We start from the raw sequence: 18,755 nt of genomic DNA, 5'->3' as shown, positions 1-18,755 counted from the left end.
CTCCTTTATTTTCTAGGGTTTCTAAATAATAAATAGATGAAATAAGGAGCACCAATGGCAGCTGTAAACACACCAGCTGGTACTTCTAAAGGGCTAAATGCAGTTCGTCCAATAATATCTGCAACCATTACTAGTAATGCGCCAATTGCAGCAGATGTCGGAATGAGAACACCGTATGACGGTCCTACAATGCGTCTTGCAATATGTGGTGCCATTAAGCCGACAAAACCGATCGCTCCTGCAAAACAAATAGCACTTGCTACTAGACTTGAACTCAAGAGTAATAAGAATAAACGAGTTTTTTGTACAGATTGTCCTAAACTAGCAGCTGTATCATCACCCAATTCTTGGACATTTAGCTGTCGAGTAATAAAAAATGTTATCAGTAGAAGAACTATGATCACTGGAACGATAATTTGAATTTGATCCCAATCAGCACTTTTGACGCTCCCTGTAATCCACTTATTTGCTTCACTGGCTTGATAAATAGGACCGATAATCATTAACATCGTCGTTATGGCTTGCATAAATGCAGAAACGCCGATACCGATTAATACAAGTCGAGAGGGTGTTACACCATCTTTCCAAGCAAATATGTAAACAATGACACCAACGAAAGTTGCTCCGATAAAACCTGCAAGGGGTAACCATTCAATACTAACAGTTAAAGAATGATTGGAATCACTAAAGATGGCTAAAAAACCAACGACCGCTGCTCCGCCACCGGCAGAAATACCGATAATATCAGGGGAGGCTAGTGGGTTTTTAATGATTCCTTGCAATATAGCACCCGCCACTGCTAAAGCCATACCAGCAAAAGCAGCAAGAAAAATTCTAGGCATTCGGAAATCCACAATAATTAATTGATCAAACTCAGAGCCTTTGCCGAACAAGGTTTGGATCACCGTTAATGGATTTATAAATGAATCACCAAATGATGCACTAAAGAAAAAGACGGCTAGTGTCAGGATGCTAATAAAGGTAAGTTTTTTAGAAGCTTTGACATCAAGTAAAAACGAGATTTTATTTTGTAGTAAACGTATTGTTTTTAACTGTTTCATTATTTTTTTCCACCTTTTCGCGCAAGGTAAATAAAGAATGGCGTACCAATCATGGCTGTCATTACTCCTACTGGAACTTCTTGAGGCATAATGATATAGCGTGCTGCTACATCGGCTATCAGTAAAAGAATGCCACCTAATAGAGCGGCCATTGGAATGAGCCAACGATGATCTGTGCCAACAAACTTTCGCGCAAAATGGGGTACCACAATTCCAACAAACCCTATTGGACCAGCTACTGCAACTGAACCACCTGCTAATAAAATGACAATAATACCTACCATCAACTTCATGAATCCAAGGGGTAATCCTAGGCCTCTTGCTACATCGTCCCCAAGAGCAAGAATATTCATTTTAGTAGAGATCAACAGAGCGCCAATCCATCCAATGATAAAATAAGGTAATACAGATATAAGAATTTCAATCTTTCGACCTTGTACGGAACCAGCTAACCAAAACAATACTTGTTCGAGTGCTGCTTCGTTTGTTGCAAGTAATCCTTGCGTAAAGGAAGCAAATAATGCACCGATAGCGGAACCTGCTAAAGTTATTTTGACTGGCGTAATCGCGTCTCGTCCAGCTGCGCTAATACCATAAACAGATAGAGCAGCTATTGTAGCACCTAAAAATGCAATCCATGCAAATGCTTGCAAACTTGTAACATTGAAGAAAATCATAGAAAAAACGACCGCAAAACCAGCTCCCGCATTAATTCCTAATATGCCTGGTGATGCTAAAGGATTTTTCGTTAATGTCTGCATGAGTACGCCTGTAATAGCTAGGGAAGCACCCACACAAGTAGCGATTAGTGCTCTTGGAATGCGAACATTTTGAATAATAATATGCTCGTTAGAATTATTAAACTGTGTAAAAGATTCAATAGTCGTTTGAATGGACGTATCTGCATAGCCGCATACAATACTGATTCCCATACAAAGGAGTAGGAGTAGTGTTCCCACTATTAGTGCAATTGTTTTTGAAAAATTATTTTTTAAAATCATATAAATTCATACTCTTTCTTTGCATATTTATCATGTGTGTTGATTAACCATTTTTATCCTCTATTATCAATTAGAGGCTCATCACCATAACGTGGAGTTGATCTCCGTTCCGGCTGGGCGCTTTGTTGCTGACGCTTCGCTTTCGCACAGAGCAGAGCTTCCTGGGGGCGTCCGATGAGCCGCTTTTGTTGCTGCCGCTACGTTAGCACTACGCTTTCGCACAGAAAACATTCGCTTCGCTCCAGGGTCTCGGGCCTACACGATGTAGGCCACGAAGGCGTTATCACAGGACGTGATGCTCTTAGCCTTCGTTCCTCTATCGCTGATCCCCAAGGAGTCGCCCAGCCTCCACTCCGATCAACTTATATGTATGACAAACGTTTTAACAAATGCCATTCCCAACTTTTGATGATGAATTTAATAACAAGAAGCTGATTTTCGCTAAGTACAACTCTCTTTAATCAGTTAAAAACGGGAATATAATAGCAAAATAGCAACAAAAATCCTTTTATCGCTCAATAATAAACCTATTTTTTCCTAATCAACACTTCTGCATATTTATAAAAAAATATTGACAGTAATAGATTCTTACAATATGATTAATTTCGTTCTTAAGTAAATGAAAGTGATTCTCATTATCGCTTAATCTGCTTAAATATTCTATCATATACATTGGAGGAAGAAAAGATGCAAAAGGCATTTAAAAAATTACTTGTTTTGCTTGCTGTTGTCGCTGTATTTGCTTTAGCTGCATGTGGCAATGACAAGGAAAACAAGAAAGAAGAAAGTGCAACTAAGAGCACTGCATATACTGTAGAACATGCAATGGGGACAACTGAAATAAAAGACACGCCAAAACGTGTTGTTGTTTTAACAAATGAAGGAACAGAAGCACTTTTAGCTTTAGGTATTAAGCCGGTAGGGGCTGTACAAGCATTTTCAGGTAACCCTTGGTATGATCATTTAACAGATAAGTTAGAAGGCGTAGAAGTTGTTGGGTTTGAAAGTGAAATTAACCTTGAAAAAATCGCTTCTTTAAAACCAGATTTAATCATTGGGAATAAATTAAGACAAGAAAAAGACTATGAAAAATTAAGCAAAATTGCACCTACAGTTTTCTCAGAAACATTACGCGGTGATTGGAAAGAAAACTTTACACTTTATTCAAAAGCGGTAAATCAAGAAGCTAAAGGCAAGGAAGTTTTAACAGCATACGAAGATAAAGTTCTAGCTCTTAAAGAGAAGCTTGGCGATAAAACAAACCAAGAGGTTTCATTCGTACGCTTTATGGCCGATAAATCTCGAATCTACTATACAGATTCATTCTCAGGCGTTATTTTTGATTCTTTAGGATTCAAACGTGTACCAGAGCAAGCGGAATTATTTAAAGATAATGCGAAATTAGGTAATTTAGCGGTTGAGGTAGGTAAAGAAGCAATCCCTAAAATGGACGGAGATGTACTTTTCTACTTCACTTACATGCCAACAAGTGATGAAACAGGATTAGCTACTGAAAAAGAATGGACAGAAGATCCACTTTGGAAAAACTTAAGTGCCGTACAAAAAGGCAATGTCCATAAAGTTGACGATGTCATTTGGAACACAGCAGGCGGTATTCTTGCAGCTGATATTATGCTTGACCAAATTGAAGAAATCTTTGTTAAATAACATCGATATCCAGAATACTAATTAAGAAAACGCTATACTCTCATCGACATAAGATGATTGTATAGCGTTTTTTGGGCGCTAAAAGTAACTAAATTTCATCAAGTACTTTTCGATGGACGCTTTTTCGAGAGTTTCACTTTCTTCTATATAATACCCGGAATATTAAATTCTCTGTCACTCACATTCCCCAAGGAAAATTTTACTTCAATATAAAGGGGAGTCACCAAAAGTTGTGGATGAAAACGTATGCCTTGTATTAAGTTGATCTTCGTTCCGACTGGGCGACTCCTTGGGGATCAGCGGCTCATCGGACGCCCTCAGTCGGAACGGAAATCAACCACACGTTATTGTGATTAGCCAATTTGAACAAAAAATGGTGATTAAACGTAAAATAAGTAAGGGGGTGTTGAGTTGAGGTATTTTTTAATGGGTATATTCTTATCATTATTCGGTGTTTTAATATCCATGATTTTTTGGGGAATGGAAAAAGTCTATTTAGTTACAGGGACGGTCGGTTGTATTTTCATTGGCATATCCATGATTCTTTCGGGTTCCATGGTAAGTGGAGATAGGATGAGGGCAAACTTCGCAACCGAGACAACTGATGAGAGGGACGAACGCAACAAAATTACTGTAAATGCATTACTAATTGCTTTACCAAATATTTTTGTAGCGATTTTATTTTACTATTTAAGTAAATAGAGGATATTGAATAGACAAAATGCTAAAAAATTTTTGGGCGTTTTTTGAACTTTTAATTAAAATAAAAGGTCACTCGGACAATAGTGACCTTTTTGTATTACCTGTAGTGGGTAAGGCTGGTGCATGATCCTACTATTACTATGGTGTGATATTTAGCAACAGCGATTTTGGAAATAATTAATTGTGACAATGATAAATAGCATTAACTTCTTCATGAATAATTGTATACGTAATCATAAGAAAAAATCACCAATTAATATAAGAATGTTGCACCGACAATAATTAATAGAATGAACAGAACAACAATTAATACAAATGTTGAACCGCCGCCATAGCCTCCGCCACCGCAATTGTAGCTACCAACATTTCCACCTTGCCAGTATCCCATAGAGCATCCCTCCTTTCTACAATCTATAATATGTATAAGTGTAGGAAGGAGGGGTGGTAATCATCTAAGTATTATTTCCATTTGGTAATAAAATTTGAAAATTGTATTCAAGTTATAAATTTAAAAAGGGTCACTTACAAAAATGACCCTTAGTAACAAGTTTAGGAGGAGCAAAGCTAAATTAGCTTTACACTACTATTATTATGATGAATTGCTTTTTTTCTATAGTGAATTGCCTGTCAAAAAATTTTATTGGGAAAATCAATTCCGAAATGAAGAAACAACTTGAAGAAAATATTGTTCGAAATGATAAAAGAAAAGTATCATTTAGATGAGACTTTAGGACAAGTTATCCCCATTAAATAAACATGTCTATTTAATGGGGATTTTTTGTGTGCGCCCGGCATGCGTATGAACTATAGGGTGCAAGTCCCGAACCTCGAAGACAGAAGTAGAGGTTAGCCAAGAGCAAGGGTGTCCGTGGCGACGCGGAATCTGAAGGAAGCTGGAGGCAAAACACCGGTCCGAGGAACACAAATCTCATATAAGGCTAGGTATGATTGGATGAGTGTGCACAACAACACAAAGTCCTTTCTGTCGAAGGTCATATCGAGTAAATGAGGCGGATAGATGGTGTGAAAGTGCATACGCTTACCCGGGGAGGTCTGATGGAAACGCAAAGTACACTTTGTAACCTACTTAGCGATAGGTAGCTGAACCATCAGAAGTCAGCAGAGGTCATAGTACCATTCACTTCTAGAATGAATGGAAAGGACCGAACAATTCGGAGAGAATAGCCCTTGGCATGCAGTTTTCTATGATAAACACAGAAAATCCAGAAGGACCGACTTAATGGAGGTAATGGTGAATCCCATGAGGGACATTGAGCGGGTGCAGTAGAAACTGTTATAAGAAGACAAGCTATTCACGGAGGAGTCGAACGAGATGTTAATGAATCAAATTTTATCACGAGAGAATCTGCTTCTCGCACTCAAACGGGTGGAACGAAACAAAGGGAGTCATGGAGTAGACAAAATGCCCGTAAAATTCCTACGACAGCATGTAGTCGAAAACTGGCTAACGATTAAGAAGCAAATTCTTGAGGGAACCTACCAACCACAACCAGTTCGCAGAATCGAAATCCCGAAACCTGACGGCGGTGTGCGACTATTAGGAATCCCAACCGTGACAGACCGACTCATTCAACAGGCAATTGCCCAAGTGCTATCCAACCTATACGACCCGAACTTCTCGAATCATAGTTACGGATTTCGACCAAAACGAAGTGCTCACGATGCAATCCGAGAAGCCAAAGGCTATATAAAAGAAGGATATCGCTGGGTAGTAGATATGGACTTAGAGAAATTCTTCGACAAAGTAAACCATGACCGTCTAATGAGTACATTAGCGAAGAAAATTTCTGATAAACCTCTACTCAAGCTGATTCGTAGATACTTGCAATCGGGTGTCATGATAAATGGTGTCGTTTATGATACAGATGAAGGAACACCCCAAGGGGGTCCACTGAGTCCACTTCTCTCAAACATTGTGCTGGATGAATTAGACAAAGAATTAGAGAAACGTGGTCATAAATTTGTCCGTTACGCCGATGACTGCAATATTTATGTGAAAACAAAACGAGCAGGAGAACGAGTGATGGCAAGTATCAAAACCTTTATTGAGAAGACGCTGCGATTGAAAATAAATGAGAAGAAATCCGCAGTGGCTCGTCCTTGGCAACGTAAATTCCTAGGATTTAGCTTTACCTCCCGCAAAGAACCACAAGTTCGAATTGCGAAAGAGAGCATAAAGCGAATGAAGAACAAAATTCGGGAATTAACAGCTAGAAAGAAGCCATTTCCAATGGAGTACCGAATTCAACAATTGAATCAATACTTAATTGGGTGGTGTGGCTACTTTTCATTAGCGGATACGAAATCAATATTTGAATCACTGGATGGATGGATTAGAAGAAGACTTCGCATGTGTTTATGGAAGAATTGGAAGAAGCCTCGTACGAAAGTGCGCAACCTTATTCGCTTAGGAGTTCCAGACTGGAAGGCTTACGAATGGGGCAATACTCGCAAGAGTTACTGGCGTATTTCGAAAAGTCCAATATTACACAGAACCCTTGGTAACTCTTATTGGAGTAACCAAGGGCTCAAAAGTCTGCAAGCTCGTTATGAAATCTTGCGTTATTCATCTTAATTGAACCGCCGTATACGGATCCGTACGTACGGTGGTTGGAGAGGTCGGGAGTTAGTCACTCCCTCCTACTCGATTTTTATTAACGCTCTGTTAAATTTAATTGTTGGTTTTTAAATCAATAATTAGGGGAACCTAATCTGTTAAGTTTCACCGTTATTTCGGGGGTTCGTCTTAATAATGCGAATCTATAACGCAAAGAAAAATACGTGATTTTATGCAAAAGGAAGAACAAGTCTATCGAGTGAAAATATTGGTATATCTGCGATTTACCCTATTTGTATAAATGTTGTATAAATGGTTTTCAAAAGCAATACCGCACGTGTAAAATTTTATCTGAGTATACGTGAATTAATGATAAAATATTAAACTATCAATCTATTGGAGAGCATAATGAACACGAAACAATTAAATGAGCAATATTATTCAAAGAGAGAACTTGTTGGTACTGACGATCATTGCATATGTGAAGATTGTGTTTTTTATGCGGAGCAAATTATGAAAAATGATGCGGTTGTCGAGTTTTTGCATACTAAAGGCCTCGATCGACGAAAAGCGAATGAAGTTTGGTGCTACATGGAAAACGACGGATATAAGTATTACACGGTCGATTTTTTTGAAGTGTATGCGGATAAAGAAGAAACACATACTTTTGGCAACGCAAAAATTACATTTTACGTCAACATTTATGCTGAAAAAGAAAAGCTACCACACGTATGCACAATCGATGTCGTTTTTAAAATGTAGTGTTCCGAATGCAGTCAATTAAAGCACCTCTATATGTAATGTTTCACTAAAGCATCCGTGAGCTCATCCATGAAGGGCAAAATCAGCACGTCACCACAGAAAATGAAAGATGATTAATTTCTTTCATGGGAGTTTAATTTCGCTATTTGTGAGTTAAAGGTGTTTCTGGTCGATTAGAGCAATATTTGCAAGTAGGGTCACTACATTTTGATTCAATCCAACTATTACATTTAGGACAAAAATAAGAATCAAAATCATCGTAATATACTAAATTAAACTTGCATTTAGAACATTTTTCTTGTTTAATTTCACCATAAAATGCAAAGTCATCTATCATCACTTTGCCATAGTCTTCTGTTATTTTCATAAATAACCTCCTTGAAACTATTTAACTGATAATTATGTAATTAATAACTATATTAATATATATTATCCATACATCTGTTTCGACTATTTTACATTCCTTTTTCAACTTTCTGCTTCGTTAGTTGAATAAAAAAAATTATTACTGATGAGAACTGAACAATCTAAAGGAAATGCACAGTAATCAATAAAAAAACTGACAACTAATGTTATCAGTAAAAAATGATATTACCTACCTCTATGTTTATTTTTAGACTTTTGAACTTTGATATTTCTAATATAATTTTTTCGTTCTTCTTTAAGTCGTTTGCAAGTAACTGATTTTTCTTTTTTTCTAAGTTCAATTTCAGCTTTAATCGCCTCTTCGGCCTTAGAAGAAATACTAGGTTTTTTAAGTTCTTTTGCTACTTTTCTTTGAAGTCTTTTAGGGTTGATTTTTTTAACTTTCTTTTGTTGGATAGGTATTCCATCATGTTTTTCATTATTCTTGATGAAATCCAACAAGTTCATGTTTACAAAATCAAAGACTTCTTGATCTTTAGGTTCATTTCCGAAGATATACTTGTACGCTTTGTATTTGTTTTCAGAAATGTTTTCTATTAGTCCTATATAAAATTGTCCATCATAACAAATGGTTAGTTTCATAGTAGGTCCCTCCTCATAAATTAAACTCGAATGATGGACATCCCGAGGAGGGGAAGGTTACTGACATCAAAATTGTGATGCATTCGGACTACCAACCGAATCGTGTTTTTTCATTCAACTATGTATTATAAACGATTTCATATTTTTTGTAAAAAATTTCCCTAACGCACCTTGGATAATTAGTGTAAACAAAAAGAATTGACACCAATGTTTGTAGTTTGACGAACCAACAACAATTTCTGTTTATACAGTTGAAAATGGTAAAGTCATTCAATTATATAGAATTTAAGAAGAAGAGAATCGAAGTTAATGCAAAATCTTAATCGCCACCTAGATTAGCAGTATTGGCACGAAAAAATAGGGGGAATTCGGATAACCATGAGAGAGACGTAAAAAAAGGGTCACTCGAACCAAAGTGACCCTAAACCACAAACTAGGAGGGCAAAGCTAAGTTAGCTTTACACTACTATTAATATGATTTAGTAGCTAGGTTTGTATAGTGAAATGCCTGTGAATTAGATTAAAAAAATTAAAGTTGCAAGGGATTACTGTATGTTTATAGATATCTATATGCTCTTCTTATTATTTTAAGATGATTTAAGTGGTCAACATCGCTAGTGATACCGAGACCTAAAAACTGTTATTGTTACTTTATCCATTCGAAAAAGAGGTAGGTAAAATTTTTCTGCACTCTTCCTCATAAATAAAAATTTCTTTTCAAGTCGCTTCGAAGTACCGTACAAATTTGCAAGAGATTACTGCCATCATATAAACCAATTTCAATTACTATTCTAGACATTTTATATGTATAATAGAATAAATTACATATGAAGGAAATTTAGATTATTTCAGTAAATGTTTTGTTACGAAAGTGAAACGTCATCTATTAGAAGTCTTCAAAAAAACCATTACCGCTTCGCTTTCGCGCAAAACCCCCATGCTGCTGCCGCTTCGCTTTCGCGCAAAACCCCCATGCTGCTGCCGCTTCGCTTTCGCGCAAAACCCCCATGCTGCTGCCGCTTCGCTTTCGCGCAAAACCCCCATGCTGCTGCCGCTTCGCTTTCGCGCAAAACCCCCATGCTGCTGCCGCTTCGCTTTCGCGCAAAACCCCCATGCTGCTGCCGTGGCATAGTTGAATAGACTAAGGAGATGTTGAAAATTGGAAGAGAATTTAAACATAGCAACTAATGTTTATAATAATGAAAATGATAGATATCCTGAATTCGAGAAAAATTTAAAAAGCTATTTTGATGAAGCGATTAGTAGTAAAAAATTATTTAATACAAATGTTCAAGGTCTGTTTGATTTGTATGTAGATAATTTACCAGTAGAAGCTAGACAACATTATACTTGTAGCGCTTGTAGACATTTTATTGAGCGATTTGGTGGTCTTGTAACGATTGATGAAAATGGCATTATGGTATCCGCTATATGGGATGAGGATATGGCTCCTCCATTTTTTAAAGCTGCTGTTTTAGCAATGAAAGCAGAAGTTTTAAACTCAAAAGTGATGGGTGTATTTATTTCAAACTCCCCAGTATTAGGAAAGCCTTGTACTGGAAAGTGGAATCATTTATCCGTTATAGTTCCTGAAGAAATGGTGAACCACTCTAGATTACAAACTGCGGGACAAGTGATGGCTGAGAAATTAGAAGAATTCAAGATGCTATCAAATGCATTGCTTGATTATACGATCGAGACAGTGGAACAAGCTGTAGTTTTATTACAATCAGAAGCATTATACCGTGCAGATAGAGTATTAGGGATTGCAGAATGGTTTAAAACATTGCATGACAAACGAAATAGCGTAGGAAACAATAATCAGAAAACAAATCTTGTTTGGTTAGCAGTTGCGACAGCTCCTGCTGGATTCTGTCATGTAAGAAGTTCGATGATCGGTACATTATTAGATGACATAGCTTCAGGAATGTCCGTTGAATCGGTTGCTCGTCGTTTTGCAGAGAAGATGAATCCAGCGAATTACATGCGCTCACAAGCTGCTCCAACGCAAAATGCAATTGTAGAAGCAGAAAAAATAGTTGAAAAATTAGGAATTGCCAATTCTTTGCGAAGAAGATATGCCACTTTTGAAGAGATTCCGTCATTTCTGTGGGAAAATCAATCTGAGCCTAAAGTTGTTGAACAAAAGAAGGGCATATTTTCAAACATTCTTCCTAAGGAAAAAGCCTCATCAAAGGTATCTCTTCCGAGTTCCGTAATGACGTGGGAAAAATTCCAACGAACTATTCTACCAACGGCTGAAAATATGGAAGTATTAATCGATAATCCTAGTCGTTTTATGGCGGTAGTAACTGCGTCTGATGAAGCAGCGCCAAATATTTTACAATGGGACAATACTTTTAGTTGGTATTACCACGGAGGAATAGATGGCGAAATTAAAAGGAGAGTGGAAAGTGCCGGTGGAAGATATGAGAATAATGAAATTCGAGCTTCATTAATATGGGAAGGCTATACCGACTTAGATCTACATTGCCAAACACCAAAAGGGGACCACATCTACTATGGAGATAAAAGTGATAAATTTGGTGGGTTTTTAGATATTGATATGAATGGTGGCCATCATAGAAATCCCTCTCCTGTAGAAAATATCAGGTGGAGTGAAAATGCGCCGGGTGGTCATTATAGATTTTATGTTCATAATTATTGTGAAAGAGGAAATGGAAGTACGCCGTTCAAAGTTGAACTCGAAGTAAACGGGAAAACCTACTCATTTACCGGTGTTGCTGGTGGGACTGGTTATGTAACGGATGTATTTGAATTTGATTATGTCAAAGGGCGTCAGCCGAATATTAGTAGCCATTCATACGCTAGTGATGATTCATGGAGTGTTCAAGTAAATAATTTTGTGAAGGTCAATGGTATTACAACTTCGCCAAATTTATGGGGTGAAGAGCCGATTTCTCATTCTGGAAGTCATATTTTCTTTCTATTGGACGGCGTGAAGGACACTTCGGAAGGAAAAGGTAGAGGATTCTTTAATGAAACGCTTAAAGCTGACTTAAGACAAATTAGAAAAACGCTAGAAGCCTATACTGCTAGTACACCAATTGAAGGTACTGAGCATGCAACAGCTTGTGGTGTGGGATACTCGAAAGATCATGAATGGAATTTAACGGTTAAAGTAACAACAAATAATGCTACTAGAGTCATTAAGATTGATAGATGGGATTAAAAGTGAAAAGAAAGTAAAATAAACTCTCCCAGTCAAAAATTGCGACAGGAAGAGTTACCTTATAGGATTTTCAGTGGCAAGTTTATCGCATAACCGTTTTTTTATTGTTTTTTGCGATGAATTTGCTTCTGTAAAACCCAAAGTCCTACAAATAATATAATTGCTCCAAAAAGTTTATAAAGAATATTTCTTATTAAAAAGGTTTCGCTTGTGATGCTCATTAACAAACTTCCAAATAAAATAATTAAAACACCGAAAAAGCCTATTAACAATCTCATGAACTAACCTCCTAACTGAATCTAATAGGAGCAAATGGGAGTGTGCTGCTAGTCTATATGGTAAGAAAATTTGCAATTTACAGCTTCTTGTATGATTAATTGTGAAATCTCATGGTCATTGATTACATAAGCTACTTCTTCTGGCTCAACCCAAATACGTGAAATCGTTTCATGCTCTCGAAGAAAAGGGAGGCACTTTTGAATATCGATCCTATAAAACATTTGATATCCGATTAAAGGATACTTACCAGCAGCATTAAATAAAGGATTCTCTTCGTGACTGACTTCTATTGCTCCAATATAGTTGATATGACCCTTTACATAACCTTCTTCAAATGCTTCTCTATGCATTGTATCTTCAGGGGTTTCTCTTTTTTCTATATGACCTCCAGGAAAGTTAAATCCTCTCCCGTCTACATGAACTAACAAAACATTCCCATTATAAAAACAAACGCCATGTACACTTGTTACTTTGCTGTAATCGTCAATTTTCTTATGTGGTAGCCACGTTAGTTTAACATGATGCCCGCTCCAGTTCGCATAAATTTGATTGTTCATATGCTTCTTCCCTTTTTCTCATATTTTAAACCATTACACTTCCATTTTAACAATTATAAGGATTTTTACCAAAAGTTGTGGATGGGATTTGTTGGGGTATATGCATTGTATATAAGTTGATTGGAGTGGGGGCTGGGCGACTCCTCGGGATTAGCGATAGGGGAACGAAGGCTAAGAGCATCACGTCCTGTGATAACGCGCCTTCGTGACCAACATCGTGTTGGCCCGACACCCTGGAGCGAACAGGCAGAGGAACGAAGGCTAATAACATCACGTCCTGTGATAACGCCTTCGTGACCAACATCCTGCTGCTGCCGCTACGTTAGCACTACGCTTTCGCGCAAAAAACATCTGTTGCCACAAGCGGCTCATCGGACGCCCCCAGGAAAGTGCCCAGTCGGAACGGAAATCAACCACAAGTTATAGTAATAAGACAATTGTAAGATGTATGTATATATAAATCGCAGCAAACGTTTTGAATGAGATACTTTGTATATATATTTCTATTTTGGCTAACATCGCAAAAAAAATCAAAAATCACTAAATATTATTCGATATGATAGTAAATGAAGGGGAGGTGTAATACCGTTGAAATATGAATGGGTCATTCAAAAAACAATAGATTGGATAGAATCTCATTTACATGAGCAAATTTCCGCTAATGACATTGATGAGGTTACAGGATTTTCAAAATATCATTTTCACAGGATTTTTCAAACTTCTGTTGGAATGTCTGTCTCAGAATATATCCGAATGAGGAGACTTGCAAATGCGGCAAGTACACTTCTCAATACTGATGAAAGAATTATTGATATCGCATTCTATTATCAATTTGAGTCACAAGAAACCTTTACACGTGCTTTCAAAAAATTGTACAGTTTGCCACCAGGGCAATACAGAAAAGTAATGGGAACTATGAGGAAAAACAAGGAGGAATCAATAATGGAAGAAAAAATTAAAGGCTGGTTCATTAGTGGAAGTCATCCTTATAATTACGAAATAGGAATAGATCAGAAAAATATACATCAAGGAAAAGCATCGGGCTATTTAACATCAAAAACTGTTCAAGCTCCAGACGAATTTGCAACAATGATGCAACAATTCAAGGCTGATGAATTTAGAGGGAAGAGAGTTAAACTTTCTGGATTTATTAAAACGAATAATGTAAAACAATTCTCGGGACTTTGGATGCGAGTTGATAGTGCATCGGAGGATATCCTACAATTCGATAATATGAGTAACAGACCAATTATTGGTACAAATAGTTGGAATCAGTATTCTATCGTTCTTGATGTCCCAGAAAACAGTGCAATCGTATCGTTCGGTATTTTATTGGCAGGAAAAGGGGGAATTTGGCTGGATGGACTTAATTTTGAGATAGTAAATAACGATACCCCTACAACTCATATTAGTTTTGAAAACCATCTTTTAAAAGGTCCGACAAACTTATCATTTGAAGAATAAAATATGTTAAGGATCATTTTGAACCTAAAATTTAACAAGTTGTCTTGTTATTGATTATATAAAAAATACAAAAAGAGGTCACATCTAACTAGGTGTGGCTTTTTCTTATGCATTTAATAGCTAAGAGTAGATGGAATGAAGGTATTCGAATTCTGCAGTCATATTTGTTATCAACTTTACGGAACTAAAGAGGTGGTACTATGCAAATAACAGATGGTGCATGGACTTTTGATACAGAAGTGATCGATAGGGTCGCAAATAAAATAGTAAGAGATGAGCAGGAGCGAGAAATGTTAAATGCATTTGCTCGCTATGCTTATCGTCGCTTCAAACAGATTAGAAATGGTGTAAATCCTCGAAAGTGTAAATATATGTGGATTGATCAAGTGCGTGAACAATTAAAATCACCAGCAAAAATACAAAAAGTTTGCAAGTTATTAAAAATGACAGATGAAGAAGTGCATTACGTTGTAGATTTTGTTAAAGAGTATGTGAAGTATGTAAAATAACAAACAGCTCCCGGTTAAAATTGAACCGGGAGTACCATTTACTATTCTCTTAGATTTTCAATTGCCAAAGCATAAACCTACCTGTTAAACGTTTTGGCTCTGGCAGATTGTTTCGCGAGCTAGTATATGAGTTTCTTCCTTAAATAATTGTAAAAAATTCATTGCGTGCTTTGCTAAATAGCGATCTTTTGGCCAAACAATGTTCGCTTTAGATTGGATATTACAATTTGCAAATTTAATGATGTTAATACCTTTAATTAAAAATTTATCGAGACTCGTTTTCGGTAAAATAGTGATCCCCAAACCTTCACTTATTAACGAAATAACCATCGCAATATCAATACACTCACAAATAATATTAGGTTCAAACCCGTGACTTTTAAATTCATCGATAATAATGCGAAACGTACTACAACTACGATGACGATAAAAAGAAAGAAACGGTAAATCTTTTAAGTCTTCCATTTGAATAGGGTTCGGTAAATGCCATTGTGCAGGTGTGGCAAGTACAAACTCCTTTAATGCTAACCCAATCGAAGAGAAATTTTCATCTTCAATCGGTTGTTGCAGTATAGCTAAATCGATTTCTTTATTTAAAAGACTATTTGTTAAGAAAAATGTATCTCCTTCAATAATTTTGAAGTTTAAATTAGGGTATCTTTCACGCATCAGTTTAATTTTTTCAGGTAAGTAAGATAAACAAGTTTGATCTGCACCAATCGATAATACCCCCCTTAGCCCTTCTCCAACTTCTTTTATTTCCGAAATCGTATCTTCGAAATTAGCTAATAATGTTTTGCCTTTTTCATATAAAATCTTTCCAGGTTCAGTAAGTTCTAATGTTCTACCATTTCGATCCAATAGTTTACAGTTTAATTCTTCCTCCATTACTTTCAATTGATTGCTAAGTGGTGGTTGTGCCATATGAAGCTTTTTTGCAGCTTTTGTAATTTGTTTTTCTTCAACGATTGTAATGAAATAGTTTAATTGTCTTAAATCCATCTTTTTCACCCCTATACTTAAAATCCACTAGTTTATGCAATTCATATACTTATTCTGTATAGTAACATTTTTTAGAGTGTTTTCGTTAAATTTGTAAGATATTTCTGATTTTTTAGATAAATAATCTATAAGAACCTAGAAATAGCAAGGGTTTCATAGGAAATTAAATTACATAGTTTTGGTGAAATATATATAACAATTAGAATACGGGTATACCAAAAATGTATATATAACGATTTAAAATATATATTTTTGGTATTTATCATTTTTTAACATACATGCTATTCTTTTGATTAACTAAAAACACGAATATCTGCTTTGGGTATCGTTTAGTCTGCAATAATCTATTTTTATCTTATTTGTTTTATTATTTCCGCAAAGGTTGATATTACAGATAATGTTAATTTTATTTATTTTTGTTACAATGTTTGTTTTTATTTCAGGGGCTATACATACCGTCATTTTAACTTCTTTCAGCAAAATATCCGCTGAAAGAAGTTAATGCCTCCGGCGGATAAGGAGATGCGGTTTTATAGGTATAAAAATAATGAAGGGGTGTAGTGCTTTATGAAAAAGACTTTATTGTCTCTTTTCCTATTAGTGGGTGTATTAGTGTTGGCGGCATGTAGTTCATCATCTGGAAAAGGTGATGCATCATCCGCTAGTTCAGGTACAGATACATCAGGTGATTCAATCAAAATGGCTGGGATTTTCTCAGCATCTGGTGGGGCGGCTGCTTTAGGTGAACCGGAGATGCAAACGCTTAAAATGTTAGTCGATCAAAAAAATGCGGATGGTGGCATTAACGGTCGAAAAATCGATTTAGTCACATATGATGATAAATCTGACCAAAATGAAGCTATTCTTGCCATGAAAAAAGCGTTAACACAAGACAAAGTATCAATCGTTATCGGAGGCACTACAAGTGGGAACTCATTAGCGATGTTACCTTTGGCAGAGCAAAATCAAGTGCCTTACATTTCAGTTGCTGCTAGTAAACAAATTTACATGACTGAAGATGGACAAGCACGAAAATGGGTATTCAAAATGCCGCAAGACGATCAACAAGCGGTGGAGCGGATTTTACAATATTTAAAAGATAATAATTTAACGAAAGTTGCCTGGTTGAACGTTGCGAATTCTTATGGAACTGGTGGTCATGAAGAATTTGGTAAACACGCTGCAGATTACGGTGTGGAATCAGTTATTGAAGATGAATTCGAGGCGACAGTGAAAGATGCAAAACCTCTGTTAACTCGTGTGAAAAAAGAAAGTCCAGATGCCATTATTGTTTGGGGAACAGTGCAAGAGTCAGCGGTAGTGATTAAAAATATTCGTGAATTAGGGCTAGATATACCAGTTCTTGCAAGTCATGGCGTTGCAACGGACCAATTTATCGAAGTAGCCGGTGCTGCAGCTAACGATGTAGTCTTGCCAACGGGGAAATTATTAGTAGCTGATAAATTGGAGGATTCAAATCCACAAAAAGAATTATTAAAAGCGTATAACGAAGCGTTCACAGCTAAATACAATAAACCAGCAAGTACATTCGGTGCATATGCAGCAGATGCTTTCGCGATTGCGACAAAAGCAATCGAAGCAAAAGGCAGTGATAGCGCTGCGCTCCGTGATTACATTGAGCAAGAGCTAGGTGAATATGTAGGTCTAACAGGCGTATTTAACATTAATGCAGATAATCATATGGGATTGAGCCCAGATAGTTTTGCGATGGTACGAATTGTTGATGGTAAGTGGACTTTAGAAGACTAATAAAATAATAGATCAGGCGTGTTGATTAGATAAAATAGGTTTGTTTTTGAGCGATAAAAGGATTTTTCGTTGCCATTTTGCTATTATATTTCCATTTTAACTGATTGTAGCGTAGGGCTACTCGACTCCCGCAGGAAAGCGAGTAGCCCGTAGCGGAAATCGGAGCCTTCAAATTAATTAGGTTGGATAAAAATGGTTAATCAACATACCTAAAAAAATAATACAAATCCAATGAACAGTGGTGTCTTTCCATCACTGTTCATTCATTATCAGCTTAGTAATCTCGAAAAGAAATGGAGTGAACGACAGTATGGAAATATTCTCTCAAATGTTGCAATTATTATTTTCAGGTTTAACAATAGGAGCCATTTACGCATTAATTGCGGTTGGATTCGTCATTATCTATAACGTGACCGGCATACTTAACTTTGCACAAGGTGAATTTGCGATGTTTGGTGCTTTAATTAGTATTTCACTTGTAAAGGCAAATCTACCCTTATGGTTAGCCATTATTTTAAGTATCGTCATTGTGGCGGCAATCGGTGCTGTATTTGAACGAACGGCCATTCATACAGCTCGTAAATCATCCATGACAACACTCATTATCATTACAATTGGCGTATCAATAGCCTTCCGAGGCATTGCGATTTTAATTTGGGGAACACAAGCCCAAACATTACCGCCGTTTACAGATAATACACCTATTGAATTTTTAGAAGCCGTCTTACTTCCACAAAATCTATGGGCGATTGGCCTTTCGATCGTTATTTTAATCGTGATGATGTACTTCTTTAACTATACGTTTACAGGAAAATCATTAACAGCTTGCGTTGTAAATCCGTTTGCTGCGCGTTTAATGGGCATCAATCCAAATAAAATGTCATTGCTTGCTGTTGTGGTAAGTGCTGGGTTAGGGGCACTAGCAGGTACAGTGATTGCACCTATTTCCGGTGCTTCCTACGATATGGGTATGATGCTTGGCATAAAAGCGTTTGTAGCAGCAGTTGTTGGTGGTTTAACAAATGCCCCAGCGGCAATTGCGGGTGCCTTTCTAATTGGCATTATTGAGGCGTTTACAGAGGGGTTATGGTCTTCAGGATTAAAAGATGTAGTGAGCTTCTCTTTATTGCTATTAATTTTATTTATAAAACCAGAAGGTCTATTTGCTAAAGCTTCTGGAAAACGTGTGTAAGGAGGCTGC

19 protein-coding genes are annotated in these 18,755 nt (G+C 36.8%); 9 read left to right on the top strand and 10 right to left on the bottom strand.

Annotated features, from left to right (window positions below):
- Positions 1-5 precede the first annotated feature (5 nt).
- The 3 genes from ACB089_RS13615 to ACB089_RS13605 all read right to left on the bottom strand — a co-directional run bounded on the left by ACB089_RS13615 (position 6) and on the right by ACB089_RS13605 (position 2,293).
- Positions 6-1,061 (bottom strand): FecCD family ABC transporter permease, encoded by a 1,056-nt coding sequence (locus tag ACB089_RS13615; protein ID WP_374966886.1) that lies wholly within the window; start codon positions 1,059-1,061, stop codon positions 6-8.
- Positions 1,061-2,062, bottom strand: coding sequence for a FecCD family ABC transporter permease (locus ACB089_RS13610; protein ID WP_374966885.1), 1,002 nt, complete (start codon positions 2,060-2,062; stop codon positions 1,061-1,063). The genes ACB089_RS13615 and ACB089_RS13610 overlap by 1 nt, the downstream gene beginning before the upstream one ends.
- An 81-nt stretch (positions 2,063-2,143) precedes the next feature.
- Entirely contained in the window at positions 2,144-2,293 is a 150-nt protein-coding gene (locus ACB089_RS13605; protein ID WP_374966884.1) for a hypothetical protein, read from the bottom strand.
- A 456-nt stretch (positions 2,294-2,749) separates the two neighbouring features.
- Here ACB089_RS13605 and ACB089_RS13600 point away from each other — a divergent pair, with 456 nt between their 5' ends.
- Both ACB089_RS13600 and ACB089_RS13595 read left to right on the top strand, forming a co-directional pair.
- Positions 2,750-3,730 carry an ABC transporter substrate-binding protein gene (locus ACB089_RS13600; protein WP_374966883.1) on the top strand — a complete coding sequence of 327 codons (981 nt, stop codon included), beginning with the start codon at positions 2,750-2,752 and terminating at the stop codon, positions 3,728-3,730.
- 411 nt (positions 3,731-4,141) lie between these two features.
- Entirely contained in the window at positions 4,142-4,432 is a 291-nt protein-coding gene (locus ACB089_RS13595; protein WP_374966882.1) for a DUF5316 domain-containing protein, read from the top strand.
- Positions 4,433-4,685: 253 nt separating this feature from the next.
- Here the strand turns inward: ACB089_RS13595 and ACB089_RS13590 are convergent, their stop codons facing one another.
- On the bottom strand, positions 4,686-4,820 hold the full coding sequence (locus ACB089_RS13590) for a YjcZ family sporulation protein (protein WP_068985462.1): 135 nt from the start codon (positions 4,818-4,820) through the stop codon (positions 4,686-4,688).
- 945 nt (positions 4,821-5,765) lie between these two features.
- Between ACB089_RS13590 and ltrA the strand changes: the two genes are divergently transcribed.
- Together ltrA and ACB089_RS13580 are read left to right on the top strand one after the other, a co-directional pair.
- Entirely contained in the window at positions 5,766-7,028 is a 1,263-nt protein-coding gene (gene ltrA, locus ACB089_RS13585) for a group II intron reverse transcriptase/maturase (protein WP_374963429.1), read from the top strand.
- 390 nt (positions 7,029-7,418) lie between these two features.
- Positions 7,419-7,772 carry a hypothetical protein gene (locus tag ACB089_RS13580; protein ID WP_374966881.1) on the top strand — a complete coding sequence of 118 codons (354 nt, stop codon included), beginning with the start codon at positions 7,419-7,421 and terminating at the stop codon, positions 7,770-7,772.
- 142 nt (positions 7,773-7,914) lie between these two features.
- On the opposite strand, the gene ACB089_RS13575 is transcribed toward ACB089_RS13580, so the two are convergent.
- The 3 genes from ACB089_RS13575 to ACB089_RS13565 form a co-directional block, all read right to left on the bottom strand.
- The gene (locus tag ACB089_RS13575; RefSeq protein ID WP_374966880.1) at positions 7,915-8,139 is read right to left on the bottom strand and encodes a hypothetical protein; all 225 of its coding nucleotides are present in this window, start codon (positions 8,137-8,139) and stop codon (positions 7,915-7,917) included.
- 224 nt (positions 8,140-8,363) lie between these two features.
- Positions 8,364-8,780: a YjdF family protein gene (locus ACB089_RS13570; RefSeq protein ID WP_374966879.1), complete on the bottom strand. Its 417-nt coding sequence runs from the start codon at positions 8,778-8,780 to the stop codon at positions 8,364-8,366.
- Between the two features lie 886 nt (positions 8,781-9,666).
- Positions 9,667-9,885: a hypothetical protein gene (locus ACB089_RS13565; protein ID WP_374966878.1), complete on the bottom strand. Its 219-nt coding sequence runs from the start codon at positions 9,883-9,885 to the stop codon at positions 9,667-9,669.
- Between the two features lie 54 nt (positions 9,886-9,939).
- On the opposite strand from ACB089_RS13565, the gene ACB089_RS13560 reads away from it, so the two are divergent.
- On the top strand, positions 9,940-11,973 hold the full coding sequence (locus tag ACB089_RS13560; protein ID WP_374966877.1) for a YfaP family protein: 2,034 nt from the start codon (positions 9,940-9,942) through the stop codon (positions 11,971-11,973).
- A gap of 101 nt (positions 11,974-12,074) precedes the next feature.
- On the opposite strand, the gene ACB089_RS13555 is transcribed toward ACB089_RS13560, so the two are convergent.
- Both ACB089_RS13555 and ACB089_RS13550 read right to left on the bottom strand, forming a co-directional pair.
- Entirely contained in the window at positions 12,075-12,251 is a 177-nt protein-coding gene (locus ACB089_RS13555; protein WP_374966876.1) for a hypothetical protein, read from the bottom strand.
- Between the two features lie 48 nt (positions 12,252-12,299).
- Positions 12,300-12,809, bottom strand: a complete 510-nt coding sequence (locus ACB089_RS13550; protein WP_374966875.1) for an NUDIX hydrolase — start codon at positions 12,807-12,809, stop codon at positions 12,300-12,302.
- Positions 12,810-13,397: 588 nt separating this feature from the next.
- On the opposite strand from ACB089_RS13550, the gene ACB089_RS13545 reads away from it, so the two are divergent.
- The gene (locus ACB089_RS13545) at positions 13,398-14,273 is read left to right on the top strand and encodes a helix-turn-helix domain-containing protein (RefSeq protein ID WP_374966874.1); all 876 of its coding nucleotides are present in this window, start codon (positions 13,398-13,400) and stop codon (positions 14,271-14,273) included.
- Between the two features lie 200 nt (positions 14,274-14,473).
- On the top strand, positions 14,474-14,782 hold the full coding sequence (locus tag ACB089_RS13540; protein ID WP_374966873.1) for a hypothetical protein: 309 nt from the start codon (positions 14,474-14,476) through the stop codon (positions 14,780-14,782).
- An 84-nt stretch (positions 14,783-14,866) separates the two neighbouring features.
- Here the strand turns inward: ACB089_RS13540 and ACB089_RS13535 are convergent, their stop codons facing one another.
- Positions 14,867-15,784: a LysR family transcriptional regulator gene (locus ACB089_RS13535; RefSeq protein ID WP_374966872.1), complete on the bottom strand. Its 918-nt coding sequence runs from the start codon at positions 15,782-15,784 to the stop codon at positions 14,867-14,869.
- A gap of 567 nt (positions 15,785-16,351) precedes the next feature.
- On the opposite strand from ACB089_RS13535, the gene ACB089_RS13530 reads away from it, so the two are divergent.
- Positions 16,352-17,554 carry an ABC transporter substrate-binding protein gene (locus tag ACB089_RS13530; protein WP_374966871.1) on the top strand — a complete coding sequence of 401 codons (1,203 nt, stop codon included), beginning with the start codon at positions 16,352-16,354 and terminating at the stop codon, positions 17,552-17,554.
- A gap of 310 nt (positions 17,555-17,864) precedes the next feature.
- Positions 17,865-18,746 carry a branched-chain amino acid ABC transporter permease gene (locus tag ACB089_RS13525; protein WP_068985452.1) on the top strand — a complete coding sequence of 294 codons (882 nt, stop codon included), beginning with the start codon at positions 17,865-17,867 and terminating at the stop codon, positions 18,744-18,746.
- Positions 18,747-18,755 lie beyond the last annotated feature (9 nt).

The organism is Lysinibacillus sp. RS10, from assembly GCF_041956855.1.
In the GTDB taxonomy this organism is placed as follows: domain Bacteria; phylum Bacillota; class Bacilli; order Bacillales_A; family Planococcaceae; genus Lysinibacillus; species Lysinibacillus xylanilyticus_A.
The sequence above is the reverse complement of the archived record's forward strand: the minus strand, read 5'-3'. Positions and strand labels throughout refer to the sequence as shown.

Bases quoted from the DNA above. Each gene is read 5' to 3' on its own strand.
- ACB089_RS13615 (WP_374966886.1), bottom strand. From the start codon at position 1,061: ATGAAACAGTTAAAAACAATACGTTTACTACAAAATAAAATCTCGTTT.
- ACB089_RS13610 (WP_374966885.1), bottom strand. From the start codon at position 2,062: ATGATTTTAAAAAATAATTTTTCAAAAACAATTGCACTAATAGTGGGA.
- ACB089_RS13605 (WP_374966884.1), bottom strand. From the start codon at position 2,293: ATGTTTTCTGTGCGAAAGCGTAGTGCTAACGTAGCGGCAGCAACAAAA.
- ACB089_RS13600 (WP_374966883.1), top strand. From the start codon at position 2,750: ATGCAAAAGGCATTTAAAAAATTACTTGTTTTGCTTGCTGTTGTCGCT.
- ACB089_RS13590 (WP_068985462.1), bottom strand. From the start codon at position 4,820: ATGGGATACTGGCAAGGTGGAAATGTTGGTAGCTACAATTGCGGTGGC.
- ltrA (WP_374963429.1), top strand. From the start codon at position 5,766: ATGTTAATGAATCAAATTTTATCACGAGAGAATCTGCTTCTCGCACTC.
- ACB089_RS13580 (WP_374966881.1), top strand. From the start codon at position 7,419: ATGAACACGAAACAATTAAATGAGCAATATTATTCAAAGAGAGAACTT.
- ACB089_RS13575 (WP_374966880.1), bottom strand. From the start codon at position 8,139: ATGAAAATAACAGAAGACTATGGCAAAGTGATGATAGATGACTTTGCA.
- ACB089_RS13570 (WP_374966879.1), bottom strand. From the start codon at position 8,780: ATGAAACTAACCATTTGTTATGATGGACAATTTTATATAGGACTAATA.
- ACB089_RS13555 (WP_374966876.1), bottom strand. From the start codon at position 12,251: ATGAGATTGTTAATAGGCTTTTTCGGTGTTTTAATTATTTTATTTGGA.
- ACB089_RS13550 (WP_374966875.1), bottom strand. From the start codon at position 12,809: ATGAACAATCAAATTTATGCGAACTGGAGCGGGCATCATGTTAAACTA.
- ACB089_RS13540 (WP_374966873.1), top strand. From the start codon at position 14,474: ATGCAAATAACAGATGGTGCATGGACTTTTGATACAGAAGTGATCGAT.
- ACB089_RS13535 (WP_374966872.1), bottom strand. From the start codon at position 15,784: ATGGATTTAAGACAATTAAACTATTTCATTACAATCGTTGAAGAAAAA.
- ACB089_RS13530 (WP_374966871.1), top strand. From the start codon at position 16,352: ATGAAAAAGACTTTATTGTCTCTTTTCCTATTAGTGGGTGTATTAGTG.
- ACB089_RS13525 (WP_068985452.1), top strand. From the start codon at position 17,865: ATGGAAATATTCTCTCAAATGTTGCAATTATTATTTTCAGGTTTAACA.